The sequence below is a fragment of the Nostoc sp. C052 genome (genome assembly GCF_013393905.1).
Taxonomy (GTDB): Bacteria; Cyanobacteriota; Cyanobacteriia; order Cyanobacteriales; family Nostocaceae; genus Nostoc.
In genome coordinates this window covers 286,904-305,723 of sequence record NZ_CP040272.1, presented here as the reverse complement: position 1 = coordinate 305,723, position 18,820 = coordinate 286,904, and the positions used below count along the sequence as shown (strand labels likewise).

Here is an 18,820-nt window from a genome sequence, read left to right as displayed (position 1 = left end):
GTCCCTTGCTATCAGTTACAGTAGGGTGTATAAATAAACTCAATTAATTAGCCTCAGAAATAACCGTCACACAGGCATTCACTAAAGGTAAAAGCGGCCCTAATTGCTCTTGTCCATTCACTGCTAAATCGCTATGACACAAATAAACTCTCTGGGATACACGAGAGAGTAAATCTGTCAAGATCCTTCGTAGTCGTTGTTCTTCTGCCAATTTTTCATCTTCTGCTGTCCAAGGTTCGCCTAACCTGTCTCGCAGGAAAAACGGCGCACCGAACAAAGTCGCCGCACCACCTTTCGCCCACAGAGGTGAACCAGCATCCAGCCAAAAATGCCACTGGTGCGATCGCCTACTAGATCGATATTGAAATATAGTTGCTAAGGTGACAGCCTTTCTCGCTCCACCAATGGGTAGCACAGGGTAAGCGTTGGCGGTAATCGTACCACGTCGCAGTAGTTGAATGAATTCAATAATAGTTGTCTGAGGCGTTGTTTCAGCTGGGGTAATTTGTCGTAATCTGGTGTCAATTTCCCAGTAATGTTGGGCGGTTTCTAATAATTCCCGCAATGCTGCTAGTTGTTCGTAGGGGAGATTGCTCCCATTCCATAAAAAACGCTGAATTGCTCTGTCTAAAAGGGAAATAGGACTAGGAATTAACCGCAGTTCTTGTTGCGATCGCTGCTGTTCTAACCACTCTAATATCTCATTGTAGGCTGTAGTCGCTGCATAACCAATTCGATCCCAGCGCTCAAAGGCTGACACTGGTAGCAAGTTGGGGCGATCGGGATGGGGTACAAAGCAGTAATCTGCAATCAAACCAGCACGTACCGGATCAATATTTGTAGAGACGCGATTCATCGCGTCTGTAGAGTTTTCTGGTAGTTGTTGCTTCCTACTCAAGACAACTAGCATTTCTGCAACGGCATCCCGATCTACGAGGCGTCCCAAGCCGGGATAAACTAGTGCCAGCATGGTGAGTAAGGCGCGAATGACGGGCGAACTAATTAGGGGACGTTGGTCATTGAGCGATTCTACTGGGATATTTTGCTTGACGAGGATTTCTACTAGAGTATAACGAGCGATCGCATCTAAACCTGGTGCAATAATCGCCACTTCTTCTGCTTGCACTTGTTGAGATTGGATGGCATTAGAAATTACCTCGGCTGTTTGCCGCAATAATTGGGCACGGGAGGTGGTTTGAATTGAATGCACTGTTTTTGGTAAACTCAACAATACCATAGGTTCTGTGATTAATTCCACCATCTGTTTAGTGAGTTGCTCACCAAGGGACTCTAGAGGCGGCCCGTTCAATATTTCTACCCGACAACGCTCTGCTAACCCTTCTAGATACTTGGGATCTGCTCCCAATCCCAATCGCACTGCACCATCGGGATTGTAGCTAAAGGCCCCAACTGCACCTCGATCTAATAGCAAATCAAACAAAAGACGCGCTACGCTAGGATAGTCATCGACATCATCCGCTAGTACTGCCTGATAGCGTTTAGTTAGGTGCTGTTGGTAATGGCGATCGCTTAACAAGTGCTGACTATAAAGTTCAGTAATAATCCCATAAGTTAGTAACCCCCTCTCTAAACACCAGTTCCGCCAATCTAGCAGCAAAGATGCCAAAAATTCCGGCTCTAAAGTTGCGGTATTTTCCCCCAAACCCCTTGCCAAAATCTGGGCAATATCTTCGCAAGGTACACCACTGTAAGCTGCTAATTGCAATAAGTCTAGGATGCGACGCACCAAACGAGATTCATTCACTCCCGCAATACGTAAAATTTCTTCGTCTAATTGGGGACGCCAGAGTTTGGTCGCTAACTCTTGCTCTGTTTCTGGTCGCAATCTTACCGGAAACTGTGCCTTCAGGTTCAACGAGTTAATTAGTAACGGCCAAAATAAAATAACTTCATCCTGAAAAAAACCTAGTGGTGTCTTAGCACGAACCGGATATTTACCCAATGTAGATGTAACAATTATGTCTCCTAACTCTCGACGATTATCATCATTGGCAGCTAAGACTAAAACTCCTGGCTCTGTTTGTTTAAGATATAAAAATTCGGGTACATAACCACCTTTTTTACGTCCTCTTTTTTTAGTATAAAATGATTCAATATATTGATTTTCCGATTTTACCCAATTACAAAATTGCTCTACCAAGCGAGCCGTCTTACCACTGCGGCTAGTGCCAACAATCCAAACCGAATGAGAAACCACAACCTTTCTCCTTGTAGATTTGCTAGTATACCTCGTGCGTTAACTTAAGGTTAATAATCAACCAAATAATGCTGGATGATTGTCTGCAATGAAAAACTCTGTTTTTAGTCAAAAAATCTATTCTTTCTTACTTGCTGCTTATCGGCGGTACTTACAGACTCCTGAACGTTCCTTATATGAGGCTTACGATGCAGCACTAAAGATTCAGGAAATAGAAAACAAGCATTTCAATGGTAATAAAATAGACACTGACTCAGCCATGTACAGTAATAGCGTCATGGATTATTTTGAGTCAGACCTCAACAAGCTATTAAAAATTGCCAGAATGCGCCTGACGGAGTTTAAAGCAAGCCGTTGGTTTCTAAATGAAGAGAATCAAAAAGCTGCCGAGAAAGCAGGTATAGAGTATCTAAGTCTTTCTTTAGTTTTGGAAAAGCTAAACTTTATCGATCAAGTTATATCCAAATACACAATAGATTCTGAACAAACAACCTCCAATGCTTTAGTAGTTAGACCTCAAAATCTATCAGCTAACTCTGTGATATCTGACGACAAATTGCAGCTTGTCAATACTCCAACATTACCACCCAAAATACCAACTCAAGACTCAGATAACAAAGGAAAAATAAAGCGCAAAACCGATACCATAGGCGTTTTGCCCCGTTCTATTTTAAGTACTATCAGTCGTCTACAAGTTGAATTAGATCCTAATTCGGAACAAGAGGTAATTCAGAGTTTCCGTCAGACTCAAAAAAGAACAATAATATCTATCAGGTTTATTTTACTATTAATTATCGTACCACTTTTAACGCATCAAATAGCAAAATCTTTTGTAGTCGGCCCAATTATTGAGCGGTTTAGAAACTCAGAGCAAATGCAGATATTCCTCAATTCCGAAATGGAAGAGGAAGCTCTTGTAGAATTACAAAGATATGAAGAAAAGCTCAAGTTTGAAAATCTCATTATCAAAGCTCCTCCACTGTTACCTGAGCAACTGGAGACTGAAATGAAAAATAAGGCGATAGAGCTTGCTGAAGAATTTCGTCATGAAAGCTCTGGTGCGATCAAAAATGTTTTTGCAGATATGTTCTCGGTTGTTGCTTTTATCTGGCTTTTGCTAGTCAGCAAGTCTTCTATTGCTGTACTCAAAGATTTCTTTGATAATATTGTCTATGGACTTAGTGATAGTGCTAAAGCATTTATCATTATTTTGTTTACTGATATCTTTGTAGGATTCCACTCTCCTCATGGTTGGGAAGTACTGCTAGAAGGTGTATCGCGCCATTGGGGATTACCAGCAAATAGAGATTTTATCTTCTTATTTATTGCCACATTTCCGGTGATTTTAGATACCATTTTCAAATATTGGATCTTCCGATATTTGAATCGCATCTCGCCTTCTGCGGTTGCGACTTATCGGAATATGAATGAATAGGGGACTGGGAGCTGGGGATTGGGAAAAATTTTGGTGTTGTGAAACAATTAAGTTATTTTTGATTTTTGATTTTGAGCGAGGTGGGATAAATTTTTATAAAAGTGAATTTGAACTCAACCCAAAAGCTAGTGCGTCAAAAGTGATCGCTCTTGGGTTTTATTTTTGGTATTAAACGCATTGTTATCGCCGTAAGCATCGCGCAATCTTCGCTTACTTTTCAGTACCTTTGTCATAGCACTACTTTACAGCTATTTTCAGGTAAATAGACCACGCGGTAGGGGTGCAAAGCCTTACGCTTTTACGATAAGAGTGGTTCAAATACATGAAAACTGCTGTAAGTAAAAAAGTTAAGACTGAGATAAGATTTTTAACTCAGTATTGGCTATGCTAGTGAAAAGATTGTGCGCGGTTGTTAGTGGTGTTATTGTTTTGAGTTTGTCGACAGTGGCTCAGGGTGCTGAACAGTTTTTGATTGTTGGAACGGATAGCGACGGCTATCCGTTCAAGTTAGATACTCAGACTATGGGTGAGAAAGAACGCAAATTTGGAAACGTTCTTAAGATTTACCAATTTAAGGATGACTTGACGTTTGAGTATATGCTTAATGCTTCATGCGGTGATGAAAGATTGTGGATAGTTGGGCATAGAGTCTACAATAAACGGACTGGTAAAAAGATAAGCGAGGAGAAAGAAAATAAGGAAATTCCTGCTTATGGGGACACTCCTAGCAGCACAGCAATGAAGTATTACTGCCAAGCTATTAAAGCTCGTGGGTGGCAACAGCAACAATAGAAGTATTGCAGAGCAGGAAAATTTTTTCTTTCCTGCTATACTACTTAAGCTTGCCCAGGTGAAGAATTAATTCGCCTTTGTAATTCGGCTTCAAACTCCTCATCAGTGGTGCAAAGCACACCCGGACGCTTACTCAATCTGTCCATGTACTTGTGAAATGCTTCTGTGTCCTGCGGATGAGTCCTGACGTAAGTCAATAACTCAGTGTCAGACATTGCATCAAAATTATTAATTTGGTTCACTTGACAAATACCTCCCCATTTGGAAAGATTTCTACTTCAATTGTCTCTCCAATCAACACAAAAATTCGTTTGCTACGTTCGTCCATCCGAACTACGTTGATTGGCTGCATTAAGTTGCTTGCTGCTACGCATCGGCGATACAGCGCTTGTAATTGTTTTGGCGTTGGCTCCAATTTTCCCTCATTTTCAATTTTCTTGCTTGATGAAACAGACGCGATCGAGAAATAAAAATTTTTCAACAAGTGTTTAGACGCGGGTTGTTTTTGGGATTGCTAGTTATAGTCCTATTCCAAAACCATAAATAATCCAACCAAGAAACCGATAAAACCTATTTTGCCGAAGCAGACAAACCCAGCCGTTGATGAGCTTGTAGCTTTGCGCCAAGAGATGAGTGAGTTCAGAAAGGATTTTGCTAAGTTCAATCAAGAATTGTCTCTCAAGATTGCTTTTGGCGTTATTGGCTCGGTTATTTTGTGTTATTTCGCCATCGGACTTCTCTCCTTAGTTTTGGGTGGGGGAAGATGATGAAAAATAATGCACCTTTTTTGACACCTAATCCTCAAGATTTCAAATTACGTATTGTTTGGAGTGCCGATGGCTCTACCAAAATGGTCGCTGAATTCTCAAGCTGTAAGTGGCTGCCTCGAATTGGCGAAACTCTCGTTTTGCCAATAGATGAGACGGGTAAACCTGATTCTTGGCGCAAGTTCAAGGTGTTTGATGTTGTCTATGATTTTCAAAGTCAGGCTGTTCGAGTTTCATATAGTCCAATAAAGTCTCCGGCTTCATCCGATGTAAAATCGCTAATCTCAAAAGTCCAACAACCTAAAGATTGCTGTTTGCGTTCTCACTGGCTGTTCGTCACAGGGGGCGTAATCGCTATCACCTAGTAAACAACCGCTCATTAGCTCGGATTTGAGTTATGAGGATTTACAAATACTGGAAGAACAAAAAGGAAAGGAGATTGAGCAATTAACTCAAGAGTACATAGGCTGTATAGTTAAATATCGGTAAAAAAGTAAGTGCGAATATGTAACTGTTAAAGCCCAAGCCGCGTGGAACGAGAGGATAATTTTAAACAAAAGAATGGGCGATATGACTGGTTTTAGTGCCATGTCAAAACTTTGTGAACTTAAGCCGGGATCTTCTGAATGCGATAAGGCACAGAAGCTAAAACAAAAGCTTGCTGACCTCAACAACTACAGGTAGATCGGTTTTGGCAAAGCGATCGCTTTTTCTAGGGAGCGATCGCATTTTTGTGGAAAGTTACCTTTCCTAATACAGATGTACAACTCATCCGCATTTGAAAAGTTAACAAGCTGTTCAGTTTTTGTCCGGGTGATAATCTTAAAAATTTTGAATGTTGATGAAAAAAACACTTGCTTGGTTAGGAAAATTTAACAAAATTATTGCTATCAGCTTACCTGTGTTTTTGTCGATTTTGCTGGTGCGGATGCAATCTTTGACGCATCGAGAACTTATTTCGCCAGAATGTCAGGTGAAAAAGTGGGATATACCAGTTTCTTTGACTGCTGAAAATCAAGATGCATTTTTGCAAAAGCAAAAATCACCATTAATCCAGAGACTACCAATTACTTGTTGTCAAGATGATGCTTCTTGTTTCGATGAAGTAATTTATGGAAAAATACCAGATAAAAAAGCACTGATAAGTGCGATCGCTCGTAGTCTCCAATACCTGGAAACGGCTAATGCTGTGGCTGCTTATCAAAACTATCCGGTGGCTGGGATTACGCGCGATCGCGTCTTGAAAAGCTTGCAAAGATTCCGCGAACTCTTATTAACAACTAATTCTGCCACAGAATTACATCAAGCCATTGAGCGGGAATTTGTTCTTTACCAGTCGGTTGGTAAAGATAACAAAGGTTCCGTTTTATTCACTGCCTATTATGAACCACTTTACGCAGCCAGTCGCTTCCCCACAACAGAATATCGCTATCCTGTTTATCGCTTACCTCCTGATTTCAACTCCTGGCCGAAACCTCATCCGACACGCGAGGAATTGGAAGGATTAGATGGTTTGCAAAGTGCAAAAGGTAAGTTGCGAGGATTAGAGTTGTTTTGGTTTCGCGATCGCCTTGAACCATATCTAGCTCAAATTGAAGGTTCGGCGAGACTTCAGCTTCCCGATGGTACTCAAACAACAATCGGTTATGCGGGTAACACCGCTTATAGCTACAAAAGTATTGGGCGAGAATTAGTGAATGATGGCAAATTACCACTAGAAGGTATAACTCTGCCAATTATTCTCGACTATTTTCAAAAGCATCCCCAAGAATTAAATATTTATATACCGCGCGATCGCAGCTTTGTTTTTTTTCAAGAAAATCACGGTGAACCAGCCCAAGGTTCGATCAACGTACCATTAACAGCAGAGCGTTCTATAGCTACAGATAAATCTCTCATGCCTCCCGGTGCTTTAGCATTGATTCGTGCTTCCATTCCCTTCGTTAATCCTACCGGAAAAATGGAGGAGCGCATAATTAGTCGTTATGTTCTTGACCAAGATACTGGAGGTGCAATTAAAGGTGCAGGTAGAGTAGATTATTTTTTAGGTACTGGAAAAATAGCAGGCGATCGCGCTGGTTTGACAGTCAGCAATGGACAATTATTTTATCTATTACTCAAGTCCAAGAATTAAACACACTCGCATTTTAATAAGCTAAACCACATCCAAATACTTCTCGGTTAAGGGGAAAAGGGGAAAGGGAAAAGGGAAAGAAAAAACCTTTAACCCAAACCCAGTACCCTTTACCCCAAACCCGATTCCGAGTTAAAAATACTTAACCGAAAAGTATTGAAACCACATCTAGTTCACATATCTAAAATTTATATAACTCTTGTGGAGTGGGCATCTTGCCTGCCCTAATGATGCAAGTTAAATGTGTAACAAATTACTAAAATTCCCGACTTCTCTAAAAAGTCGGGAATTTTAGCCTTTCGGCGTAAATAAAGCACCCATTCCAAATCAATGAAATACTTGCAGTATAGAAATTACGAATTACGAATTACGCTTCTAAATCCATATCACCATCATCATCATCATGATCGTAAGGGATATCATCAAGGTCTATCATTTCGGAAATTTCTTCTACTTCAGTTAGATACTCAGATTCTTGATGTTCGCGCTCAATTAGACGACCAGTTGATTTCAGCCATTCCAAAAGAATAAATTCATTACTTGTACGAATTACTGGCGCTCGTTGGTTACGAGGCTCTTCACGCAAAGGACTAGTAGGCATAAAAAAAACTCACTTTGAATTATAGATTACCGTACAAATACATCAAAATTGTACATTCAACAGGTCGCGGCACTTCTTTCCTTGGGTATTGGGAAAAAGTTGTTTAAAATTTGGTAGTGGGTACAAGCCTACACCATAATTTTTTAATTTGATACCCAATAAAAAGTCCCCAGTACTCAGTACCCAATCCCATTTATGCAAACACGATTTCACAAAGCATTTGGTAGCTTGGCGATAGTTTCATACATATCAGAGGGTAATGCAGACAATCTGTTTGCTACGGCTACTGCATCAGCTAAGTTACTAAATTGACATCGGACTATATCTTGTCCATTTCCTGAAGGGAATCGCTTTCTAGCTTTGTTAGAGACAGCACAAATAATCGCTAACGCTTTGGCAAATCCGTCTTTTGTCAAAATTGTTTCTTGAGCGAACCCTTCAACAGGGATAAGGCAAACCTCAAACCGATAGCCAGGTCTAGGAGAAACTGCTATGTCGATATATGGTTTATCTTCTTTTCTAATTCGGCGTAAATATTTGGCTGTCGAATTCGTATCATGCAAATCAGTCCCAAGGGCGTAAGTAAAAAAGCAATCTTCTGTTAGGGACTCAGGACGGGTAATTATATCCGTTAACATAAGCTCAAATAATATCCGTATATTGTCTTTTTTTGTGACACACTAGACTTGTCCGTTCTTCTTAGCACATTTTTTTGATAGTTAGAGATTTCAGTGTCACACTGGGTATTGCAATATAGTTCGGCTAACTAAAATTCGTCATCTTCAACCTCATTCTCATCGAATAGATTAGCAACATCAACTGACATCAAACACCTTCAGAATCAAAGGGTGTAGAGATTTAGATTCGGAGAAGTGTCTATAATAATCAGTTACATAGCCGAAAATATTTCTCAACATATCTAATCTTAACATAGTTAACGGTTGAACTTTTTTAACTATTCTGACCGATAGATATTCAGTAAATAATAATTGTAAATCGTACTAAATTATTTCATAAGATAAGTATATTTACTATAACTTGAATTTTTGCTGATAATAGTTATAACTCCAGGTTCAATATTGATTGCGATCGCATCCATCGCTTAAATAAAACCCCAGAATTGTAAATATAATCCTGGGGCATCATGTTCATATCCTTGCCAAGATATTTAATTACAGCTATTTTCACCACGCGGTAGGGGTGCAGCATTGCTCATTAGTGTCAACTTAACGTGAAAGCAAGTCTAGAACTAGCTTTTAGATTGCCTCGTTCCCAGTCTCCGGGAATGCCCGTCGTTGAGGCTCCGCCTCCCTTACTGGCGGCAGAGCCGCTTTTGAGCAGCATTTCCAGCCTCCGGCTGGAAACGAGGTTTTAAAGGAGTTTTAGCTTAAATTGACGCCAATGAGCATTGCTGTGCCCTGACGATAGATGTGGTTCAAATACAGAAAACTGCTGTAAGACCAAAAACACAATTATGGAGCGGCATTAAAAACATCGTTCACGTAAGTATTAACAAGACCTCGAGACAGATTTTTAATGCCAGCAGGAAGAGGAGCATATCCACGAGCTATAGCTATAGCATTCGGGTCGATTGTCACATCTGTTCCTGGTGCTGGAACCGGTGGTACTCCTAAAGCCCAGTTGATGAATCCTTTAATCTGATTTGCTACGTTAACATTTGCGTATTTGTCATAAAATAGCAGGTAAGTTGCCGTAACAATCGGATAAGCATTTGCCGCTGCTGGATCGGTGACAACGAGTTTAATCCGCCGAGCATTTGTATCTTGGTCAGTCGCACCAACAAAAGCATTTGAAATTGTAGTTGGTGAGATGGCATTGTAAGTACCTGCCTTGTTCTTTAAGACAGCAGCTTGCAGACTATTTGCTAACCGTGTAGCACTATCCACATAACCAATTGCACCAGCAGTAGTTTTGATTTTAGTGGCTACACCTCCACCTCCTGAAGCGAATTGGAAGCTAGCTGGCCAAACAACTGTATCGGCTGGTAGTGGATTGGGTATACCACCAGCAGGTTGAGCAATACTTTTTTTACCAACTCCTCTGTTCCACGTAGCACCAAATGCCGCTTTGAGATGAGCGCTTAAAGCAAAAGTGGTACCACTATCGTCACTACGACGCACTACAACAATGGGCTTATTTGCTGAAATTGCTACGCCACCGTTATCTGCTTTAATTTGGGGAGCATTCCAATTTGTGATGGTGCCGTTAAGAATACCCAGGTAAGTAGCTCGTGAAAGCTTGATTCCACCTGTTGGTACAGTTAGACCAGTGGGGTTGTAAGCTAAGGCGATTCCGACGCTAATCACAGGCACTTGAATGTATGGAACAGGGTTTTGGGGTGTGCCTGCGGGGGTGGGAACATCGTTGGGACTGCCAACCACTCTTTCTGTTCCTGATACAGGGTCGTCAGTAGCAGCAAAAGAGATTGGGGCTAAGATAGTTGCAGTATTAGGTGGTACTGGTGGCACGGTTTGATTGAAAAAGGCTGTTAGCCCTGCACCACTACCAATGGAAGCATATCTGAATGTGGATAATGTCGTGAGTGGGCCATAGCTTCCGTTTGGAAATCCGGCTAGGGCTGGGGGTACATTGTTATTGAGGGATGGAGGATTTCCAACACCGTAAGCGTTAAACCATGAGTCTTTCGGCGCAAGAGGATAGGAAGTTCCAGTACCTATAAGCAAGGTAGTTATAGAGCTTGCACCTGCACCATTTATGGAGGTGACTCCAGCTGGGGGGGGAGTTGTGGAGGTCTGAGCTAGAGATTTCTGAGCAGCAGATTGACCTACTACTAAACCAGTTGCCAGGGCTAGTACAGTAATTGAACTTGCCAATTTATTTAATTGGCGATCGCAATAAAAAGTCATGTCAAGCTCCTTGAAGTTAATTTCTGATTCAACACCCCATCAAAGCCAAATCAAGTGTCAAACTAACGATGAAAAATCACCTTTTAGTACGCACAATCTACTTGTGCCTTAAAAGGGGTATCAATAAATCAAAAGTTTGCACAAAACTCTGAAAAATGTAGAGCAAATTAGAGGCAAAGCCTTCAAGCTTATACACCCAAAAACATAATCATTTGCTAGCTAATAACTCTACATTTTTGATCTGATGTAAGTTTGCATAAATAAACAATTAGTAACTTTGTTTTTCAGGAAATGGCTAGTAGGTACTATGAATCATGCCTCAATTCCCATTTTTAGCCTCTTATTTTCCTTCTAAAAAGTTATGTTTAATTTTAGCCACTTACTTTTTTGGCATGGCAATTTTATCTGAATTATGAAAATTACTTTCTTTAATGTAGATATGCAGCAGTTTGCTACAAACTACCGCTGATTGCGAAGTAAAGAAAGTCAATATTTCACGAATCTTTGTAGGACTGCTATAGCTAATAGCTGTTAAATTATGCCAACGAAATCAACACTATAGTCTGAAGGTAAAGCTCAAATCATGATTACATTATGGAATGATTAAAAAATAAATATATTTCTGGAATTTAGCAGTAATTTCAAAATGGTTTTCATTGTGTTTTTATTACTCTCGCCAGAGTAAAATCTGCAACTTTCATATATATGATTTTGCTTATTGAGATTTTTCTAGAGGTTTTAATCGGCATTTAATATAATTTACTAAAGGCATCATTTTTCTTGACAAAAAGCACACTATATGGATTAAAACAAAATCCCATTTAATGGCTATTTCTGCCAACAATGTGGATTTTCCACTGTTTTTTGTGTTTTTCACGACATCAAAAAAAATAAATAGTGGTTTATGCTACGTCGTAACGAAATCATTAATCGTGTCATTCACATTAGTGACTTAGTGCTAGTAAAGGTTTTGTGATGTAGATAGAAAAAGGCTTTCTGAGTCCTTTTTAAATATTGGCTATACCAACATTTTAGGCATCTTCTCACTAATGCCTAATTTAATGCACTAGTTTTTAGTGCATAAGTTGAGAAATTATATCAACTTTTAGATAAAAATGCGCTCAATACATAGGTTGAGTTGTAGCAATATTTTGTAGGCTATGGAGTTAAACCCAACACCTGAAAATTTTGCCTGAAGATTTTCAGGTGTTGGGTTTCATCCCTCAAAAGTTACTTGCAACGCCACTCACTTTTCCCAAAGTAAGAAGAAGGGGCGTTGTGCATGGAAGCCGAGCAAATTTTTTGACGATGGCAGCTTCCCAACCTATATGTATAGAGATCGTTTTTCAAATTGGTATTTAGTCGTTTGTCGCAAGCATCACAAAATCTATTAGAACTAGCTACGATTCTTTCTCCACTAAACTTTTTTGAGGTACTCAATGAATAAAATGAATCTGTACAAACAACGTCAGAACAAAAATAGGGTATTGATTTTAGCTTCCCTAACTGTTTTGACTTCTTCATTAGTTCTACCTTTCCAACAAGCCTTTGCTGCAACATTGACTACTGTTGTAAATTTCAATGGCACTAATGGAGCTACACCAAGAGCAGGGGTACTGAAGGGTAATGGTACTGATGCAAATCTTTATGGAACTACTTCTGCTGGTGGCACTTTTGGTAAAGGAACTGCATTCAAGTTAACTCCTACTGCTTACACTACTCTAACCACACTGATAAACTTCACCGGAACATCTGGAATCAACAAAGGGACTAATCCAGTTGCTAGATTATTCCAAGCAGCCGATGGTAATTTATATGGCGCAACCTTTATAGGTGGTACAAGTAACCTCGGCACTGTGTTTAAGTTGGCACAAACAGCTTTTACAACCCTGACAACTCTTGTAAATTTTACAGGCGCGAATGGGGCTAATCCAGCAGGCCGACTGATTACGGGTGCTGATGGCAATTTATGGGGGACAAGTTCTACAGGTGGAGCTAGTAATAAAGGAACTATATTCAAGGTTTCGCCTACTACCGGCGCACTCACCATCGTCAGAAGCTTCAGTGGCACTAATGGAGCAACTCCATTGGCAAGATTGCAACTGGCTACCGATGGAAACTACTATGGCAGTGCTTCTGCTGGTGGAGCAAGTGCTAAAGGAGTTGTATTCAAGTTAACTCCCGCCGGAATACTAACTTCATATAGCTTTAGTGGCGCCAATGGGGCAAATCCGCAGTCTGGATTAATTGAATCTACCGGATTTCTCTACGGCACAGCTAAACTAGGAGGAGCCAACAATAAGGGAGCTATTTTTAAGGTTCCAATTGGTGGTGGTACACCTGTTTTAGTTGCTAGTTTTAATGGTACTAATGGGGCTAACCCAACAGCTGCACTCATCAAAGCAAGCAATGGTAATTTCTATGGCACAGCTTCTACTGGTGGGGCAAATAACAAAGGAGCTATCTATCAGCTGACTGGCGCAACCATCACCAGCTTAACTAGTTTTAATGGCACTAATGGGGCAACGCCTGAGTCAACGCTAATTCAGCTATCGAATGGTGCCTTTTACGGTACTGCCTCTTTTGGCGGTACTTCTAATTTAGGAACTGTGTTTAAGTTTGTAATTTAGTGCCAAAAAATGGTAGGACGTAAATTTGAACGTTCACCATTTTTCGACAATAATTAAAGTCTTCTTGAGCATATTCACAAATATCCACTCTATAGAGAGCGATATTTCTTGACAAGTTCTCTAGGGATTGAAGTAAGGATGCATTATTTCTTGTGGCACTTGATGCTCGAAAATATGCATCTCTTTTTCATGTCTGTTTGCGTAGCGTCTCCGAAGAAGAATCGGCCTAATTTTACAAAGCCTTGAGGGTTTCAAGCCCCGCCCTTGTGGGCGATTAACATTTTTGGGGGAAGGTTCAAGCCCATTGGTGTCAACTTAAGGTGAAACCGCTTGTCCGCCGGGAATTGAAATTCCCGTCTCATCGCTAAAGTCATCTGAAGATGACTAAATATCGCCAAAAATCTCCAGTCTACTTCAGCAGACTTAAGCTAAAAGCCAAAGAAATTTATTTCCGGGCGGGTATGGAAGTCAACTTAAGCTATTTCCAGCTTAAGTTGACTTCCGCCTTGCGGTACTAGCTTTTCAAATCAGAGATATTTAGTTTTAGATAAATCTTAATATGATGTTAACTTAACTTCATAATACTGATGTAGAATATAGAACTTTACTACAAGTTCGTAATTTGATTAACAATCATGTTAAAGCATGTTAAATTGTAGTAGCTGTAAAATTTGAAAAAAAGAGCAATTATAGTACACCATAGGAAAATTAGCAAATGTTTAGACAAAGTTCTCACGAGAGAAACTTTTTCAAAGCTTTAACTGGTAGTGCGGCGAAAGAATCTCACAAGTTAAGACTGGCATTTAAATCCTGTCTGACTGTTCTGGTTGAATCTGTACCTTTTTTGATTGCTTGTGCTGTATTCGTTAGCGTTATCAGCCTAAAAAGTCCTATTCTGCTCTTTTGCTTACTCGTTGGTAGTTTAATTGCAATCATTACCCAGCAAATTGGGCAGCAAGTGAATTTACCAAGGCGATCGCTAATATTATTACAAATTTTAGCAGCAGCGATCGTTCTGAGTTTATATTGGTTAGACTGTTTTGCAGCCCCCGCACAAGCACAGTTTTTTGGGGAAGCTGAAAAGTTTTTCAAAAAAACCTTACAAGATGGTTCAGCAACCAATGCTGGTGGTAGCGACACAGCAGTTAGTTTGATATTTAATGTGTTGCGGGCAATTTACTTACTCTATATTGCAATCTCCCTAGTTGGTGTGATCAATGCAGTGCGTAAAGATGAAGATTGGCAAAGCATCGCCAGAACTCCCCTATTAGTGGTTGTTGCTGTTACCATTGCTGATGTACTCACACGCTTTGTAATTGGCGATAGCAGTAAATAATTCAGATATTTCAAATGTCTCAAGAGCGGGAACAAGAATTTCGTCCAGTTAATCAAGTTCTGGGAAGTCAACCTTCATTAGGACCAATTCCTGCCGACCAAATTCTTCCTTGGACAGTCATTGCCCTAGCCTCCTATTTTATAATCAATGGAATTTTTGGGGGTCTTTTCCAAGAAGAGTTTCAAAAATGGTTGTGGACAGTGCTAATTGCTGGTTGGGGAATAGGAACCTGGTGGATTTTAACTGGTGGTAGGAGTTGGAGTTTTTTAAGTAAATTTATCGGCGTTCCCGCTTGGACAAGAGGCTTTGCTCGTTATCAAAGCTTACTGGAAGTTAACCATGAAGCAAAAAATCGGAAAACAAAGCGTCAGCGTCGCCGGAAATGAAAGTAGATTAACACCATTTGAAGATGCTTTGCACTTGGCGACAATGCTGCGTGTCGCAATTAATGGACGTGATATTGGCGCTTACCTTTTGACAAAAGGCACTCAAAAAGATCGGTTTTGTTTTGTTTTTGGTTTTGATTGTAAGGGAATCCATACTACCTTAAGACCGGAACAAATTGATACACTTTTTAATAACATTGAAGCTGGATTAAAAGACATTCCTAGCGGTGAACGAATGACACTGCACTTGGGTTCTTTTAGTTCAGATAAAGAGCGGCAAAAAGAATTAGCAACATTAATTAGAAATTCGCCATCACGAGATATCAAATATTTATTGATGGCGGAGAGAGCTAGAGTTAAAGAACTTACTATTTCTGGGATTCGTAAACCAAAATTTTTACGGATTTATGTCACTTACACCATTGAATCTAACTCGCAACATGCAGATGATTGGATCGAAAAGCTTTTAGTCAAAGCTGAATCGTGGTGGTTGAAATTCAAAGGGGATCTCTCAGAAGTAGAAAATCAACGCATTGAAACCCTAATCACCAATGCTTACAACCAGGGTTTTCTTCGCTGGGAACAAATCTTATCTAACAAGATGGGATTGGATGTCAAGCCTTTGACTGCTGATGAGCTCTGGGGAGACATCTGGAAAAGGTTTAATGATACGCAACCAATAGAGATTCCCCAGTTAATGACTTTAGATGAGCAAGGACTGCACGAGCAAGTTAATTCTGATTTAGCTAGTACTAAATTACTTTTAGATAATATCCACGGCACAACTTTGCTGATGGAATCTAGTGTACCTTGTGCCGATCGCCGCTGGGTTAATGTTAACAATCGTTATATTGGCGCGCTGTCATTTCTCGAAAAACCCGGTGGTTGGCCCAATAAATCTGCCCAACTGCGTTATCTATGGGAACTATTAGCTAGAGAAACAGTAGTAGATACAGAAATATTTTGTGAGTTGACTGCTGCAAATCCAGCATTGGTAAAAACGACTCTGCAACGAGTGCTAAAGCAGTCAAACATGACGACAATTCTAGCTCAAGAAAAAAGTAAAACTATTGATGTCAATGCTCAATTAAAGTTGAAGAAATCGGTAGCCGCACAAGAACAATTATTTGAAGGTGCAGTCCCAATTTATACGAGTATCGCCATTTTAGTGCATCGTCCAACTGTCGAAAAATTAGATGAGGCGACAAGATATATTGAAAACTGTTTTCAACGTCCAGCCAAAGTAATTAGGGAAACTGAGTATGCTTGGAAAATTTGGCTGCAAACTCTACCAATAGTTTGGGAAGGTTTGTTAGCAACACCCTTCAACCGTCGCCAGCTATATTTAACTAGTGAAGTTCCCGGATTAATGCCTTTAGTTTTAACTAAAAAAGGTGACAGACAAGGTTTTGAGTTGATTGCAGAAGAAGGTGGAACACCCATACATTTAGATTTATTTAATCAACACAAAAATTTAGCTTTGTTTGCGACAACTCGTGCTGGTAAATCAGTATTGGTGTCAGGGATTTTAACTCAAGCTTTGGCACATGGGATTCCGGTTGTGGCGTTAGATTTCCCGAAACCTGATGGGACATCTACTTTCACTGACTATACAGAGTTTATGGAGGGGAATGGGGCCTATTTTGATATCTCGAAACAATCGAATAACTTATTTGAACAGCCAGACTTACGATCGCTAGAAGCAGAACAACAGCGCGATCGCTTCAACGATTATACCGCCTTCCTCGAATCAGCGTTAATGACAATGGTTTTAGGATCGTCCACTGAAAGTCAAATTTTATCGCAAACCGTGCGATCGCTACTCAACCTTGCTTTAGAAGCCTTCTTTAGAGATGAAGGCATCAAAGAGCGATATCGGCAGGCAATGGCGGCAGGATTCGGCACTAATGCTTGGCAAAAAACCCCCACTTTAAAAGATTTTCTCTTTTTCTGTTCACCCGAACACTTGCAACTAAGTTCTTTAACTGGCAGAGTAGAAGACGCTCTCAGTCAAATTCAGTTGCGCTTACGGTTTTGGCTTTCTAGCCGCGTGGGACAAGCCATTTCTGCACCATCTAGCTTTCCTACCGATGCACAACTTTTAGTTTTTGCGCTCAGAAACTTATCAGATAGTGAAGATGCAGCCGTACTATCCTTGAGTGCCTATTCAGCCGCACTACGACGTGCATTAAGTAGTCCAGCTTCCATATTCTTTATCGACGAAGCACCAATTCTCTTTGAATTCGAGCAAATTTCTGACTTAGTTGGCAGAATTTGTGCCAACGGTGCTAAAGCCGGTATCAGAGTCATCTTATCAGGACAAGATCCTGACACGATCGCCAAATCTAAAGCTGCATCTAAAATTTTGCAAAACCTGACAACAAGATTAATTGGCCGTATTCAACCGGTTGCAGTAGATAGTTTTGCAGACATCTTGAAATATCCCCGCCAAGTTATTTCTCGTAATGCATCAGAAAGCTTTTTTCCCCGCAAAGAAGGCGTTTATAGTCAATGGCTATTAGATGATAACGGTAGTTATACATTCTGCCGTTACTATCCAGGTTACGAACAATTAGCAGCAGTTGCTAATAACCCTTATGAACAAACTGCACGTAGCCAAATGATGCAACTCCACAGCGATAAATATGAAGCAATTTCGGCGTTTGCACGTCAGTTAGTGGCGACTCTGCGTAGTAGTTAATCGGGTTCTGTAAGCACTTAACAATGTCGTCTACCTTTTTCAGGCACAGATGTATGCAAAAAACTACCATTTTTACTTTTACCTTGCTATCCCTGGCAATACTACCAGCAATGGCACAAATTCAGACGGGTGCATTAGGTCAGGTTTGGACTGATTTTCAATCCTATTCCACAGACTTACAAAACTATCTTCAATACAATCTGAGCGACAATTTAAAACCTGTCGAAGTACAAAGTCAAAATGCTCTGAGTAATTCCAAGGGAGATTTGAATATACCTAATCCTGTCGCGGCGGGACAAAAGGTTCGTGATGATTTGATTCTCTACTCTTCTAGTTCCGACTCTCGTTCAAGTCGCTTTGAAAATAATTCAGCAGTGCGGGGAAATTTGGTTAGTAATGAACTAAACCGTGTAATTACCCGTGGAGTAGCGGTAGGTATTTTAGGTCAAAATGGACAAATTCGGGCAAAAGCGAAGTTAGAAAATACAGAGAAAAGTATACAAGATGTTGCAGGATTCAACGATGCTAATAACAAAATTAATAACTTTAAGACGAAATTAGAAAGTCTTGTGATTGACCCAAAGAGTCCAGCGATAAGTATTGCCGACAACTTGCTAGGTCAAGGGATATTAGCATTGTTATCTACCAATCAAGAAACCATTAAGATCCAAAAAGAACAATCAAAAATTGTGGCTGAAACATTTGCTCAGACATTACAAAATAATCAGTCATTACAATACTCTAATTTAAATTTAGCAAATATTTCTCAACAGGCTGAAGAAGCAAATCGCGCTCGAAGAGTAGAAACATCTACAGAAGCAGCTCGACTTTTACGAGCAACTTCTCAACTAGATTTGTTTGGCAGAAAAGTTAATAAGTAGGATTTTAAGAGATTTTTTAAAATCCTTGAAATTATGAAAAACTAACAAAAC

At 40.1% G+C, this 18,820-nt stretch carries 18 protein-coding genes; 10 read left to right on the top strand and 8 right to left on the bottom strand.

Annotated elements, in window-relative coordinates:
• Positions 1-43: 43 nt before the first annotated feature.
• Complete coding sequence (locus tag FD723_RS01275; protein WP_179063746.1) at positions 44-2,218, bottom strand: recombinase family protein; 2,175 nt, start codon at positions 2,216-2,218, stop codon at positions 44-46.
• Between the two features lie 88 nt (positions 2,219-2,306).
• Here FD723_RS01275 and FD723_RS01270 point away from each other — a divergent pair, with 88 nt between their 5' ends.
• Both FD723_RS01270 and FD723_RS01265 read left to right on the top strand, forming a co-directional pair.
• Positions 2,307-3,653 carry a proton extrusion protein PcxA gene (locus FD723_RS01270; RefSeq protein ID WP_372743779.1) on the top strand — a complete coding sequence of 449 codons (1,347 nt, stop codon included), beginning with the start codon at positions 2,307-2,309 and terminating at the stop codon, positions 3,651-3,653.
• A 384-nt stretch (positions 3,654-4,037) separates the two neighbouring features.
• Positions 4,038-4,445: a hypothetical protein gene (locus FD723_RS01265; RefSeq protein ID WP_179063744.1), complete on the top strand. Its 408-nt coding sequence runs from the start codon at positions 4,038-4,040 to the stop codon at positions 4,443-4,445.
• Between the two features lie 44 nt (positions 4,446-4,489).
• Here the strand turns inward: FD723_RS01265 and FD723_RS01260 are convergent, their stop codons facing one another.
• Both FD723_RS01260 and FD723_RS01255 read right to left on the bottom strand, forming a co-directional pair.
• On the bottom strand, positions 4,490-4,687 hold the full coding sequence (locus FD723_RS01260) for a hypothetical protein (protein WP_179063743.1): 198 nt from the start codon (positions 4,685-4,687) through the stop codon (positions 4,490-4,492).
• Positions 4,684-4,929 (bottom strand): hypothetical protein, encoded by a 246-nt coding sequence (locus tag FD723_RS01255; RefSeq protein ID WP_218651863.1) that lies wholly within the window; start codon positions 4,927-4,929, stop codon positions 4,684-4,686. Before FD723_RS01255 ends, FD723_RS01260 begins: the two co-directional genes overlap by 4 nt.
• Positions 4,930-5,020: 91 nt before the next feature.
• Between FD723_RS01255 and FD723_RS01250 the strand changes: the two genes are divergently transcribed.
• The 3 genes from FD723_RS01250 to FD723_RS01240 all read left to right on the top strand — a co-directional run bounded on the left by FD723_RS01250 (position 5,021) and on the right by FD723_RS01240 (position 7,346).
• Positions 5,021-5,212 carry a hypothetical protein gene (locus tag FD723_RS01250; protein ID WP_179063741.1) on the top strand — a complete coding sequence of 64 codons (192 nt, stop codon included), beginning with the start codon at positions 5,021-5,023 and terminating at the stop codon, positions 5,210-5,212.
• Positions 5,209-5,577 carry a hypothetical protein gene (locus FD723_RS01245; RefSeq protein WP_179063740.1) on the top strand — a complete coding sequence of 123 codons (369 nt, stop codon included), beginning with the start codon at positions 5,209-5,211 and terminating at the stop codon, positions 5,575-5,577. The genes FD723_RS01250 and FD723_RS01245 overlap by 4 nt, the downstream gene beginning before the upstream one ends.
• A 476-nt stretch (positions 5,578-6,053) precedes the next feature.
• A complete protein-coding gene (locus FD723_RS01240; RefSeq protein ID WP_179063739.1) occupies positions 6,054-7,346 on the top strand; it encodes a murein transglycosylase A in 1,293 nt (430 codons plus the stop codon).
• A gap of 367 nt (positions 7,347-7,713) precedes the next feature.
• Here FD723_RS01240 and FD723_RS01235 read toward each other — a convergent pair whose 3' ends face one another.
• The 5 genes from FD723_RS01235 to FD723_RS01220 form a co-directional block, all read right to left on the bottom strand.
• Entirely contained in the window at positions 7,714-7,947 is a 234-nt protein-coding gene (locus FD723_RS01235) for a DUF3134 domain-containing protein (protein ID WP_179063738.1), read from the bottom strand.
• A 209-nt stretch (positions 7,948-8,156) separates the two neighbouring features.
• On the bottom strand, positions 8,157-8,585 hold the full coding sequence (locus FD723_RS01230; RefSeq protein ID WP_179063737.1) for a hypothetical protein: 429 nt from the start codon (positions 8,583-8,585) through the stop codon (positions 8,157-8,159).
• 421 nt (positions 8,586-9,006) lie between these two features.
• A complete protein-coding gene (locus FD723_RS01225; protein ID WP_179063736.1) occupies positions 9,007-9,156 on the bottom strand; it encodes a hypothetical protein in 150 nt (49 codons plus the stop codon).
• Between the two features lie 12 nt (positions 9,157-9,168).
• On the bottom strand, positions 9,169-9,291 hold the full coding sequence (locus FD723_RS42320; RefSeq protein ID WP_256875007.1) for a hypothetical protein: 123 nt from the start codon (positions 9,289-9,291) through the stop codon (positions 9,169-9,171).
• Positions 9,292-9,419: 128 nt separating this feature from the next.
• Entirely contained in the window at positions 9,420-10,835 is a 1,416-nt protein-coding gene (locus FD723_RS01220; RefSeq protein WP_179063735.1) for a substrate-binding domain-containing protein, read from the bottom strand.
• Positions 10,836-12,274: 1,439 nt separating this feature from the next.
• Between FD723_RS01220 and FD723_RS01215 the strand changes: the two genes are divergently transcribed.
• From FD723_RS01215 to FD723_RS01195, 5 genes are all read left to right on the top strand, one after another.
• Entirely contained in the window at positions 12,275-13,465 is a 1,191-nt protein-coding gene (locus FD723_RS01215; protein WP_179063734.1) for a choice-of-anchor tandem repeat GloVer-containing protein, read from the top strand.
• Positions 13,466-14,180: 715 nt separating this feature from the next.
• Positions 14,181-14,801 carry a hypothetical protein gene (locus FD723_RS01210; RefSeq protein ID WP_179063733.1) on the top strand — a complete coding sequence of 207 codons (621 nt, stop codon included), beginning with the start codon at positions 14,181-14,183 and terminating at the stop codon, positions 14,799-14,801.
• A 14-nt stretch (positions 14,802-14,815) separates the two neighbouring features.
• On the top strand, positions 14,816-15,187 hold the full coding sequence (locus FD723_RS01205; RefSeq protein WP_179063732.1) for a hypothetical protein: 372 nt from the start codon (positions 14,816-14,818) through the stop codon (positions 15,185-15,187).
• Complete coding sequence (locus FD723_RS01200) at positions 15,141-17,888, top strand: hypothetical protein (RefSeq protein ID WP_179063731.1); 2,748 nt, start codon at positions 15,141-15,143, stop codon at positions 17,886-17,888. Before FD723_RS01205 ends, FD723_RS01200 begins: the two co-directional genes overlap by 47 nt.
• A gap of 53 nt (positions 17,889-17,941) precedes the next feature.
• A complete protein-coding gene (locus FD723_RS01195) occupies positions 17,942-18,769 on the top strand; it encodes a hypothetical protein (protein ID WP_179063730.1) in 828 nt (275 codons plus the stop codon).
• Positions 18,770-18,820: the final 51 nt, after the last annotated feature.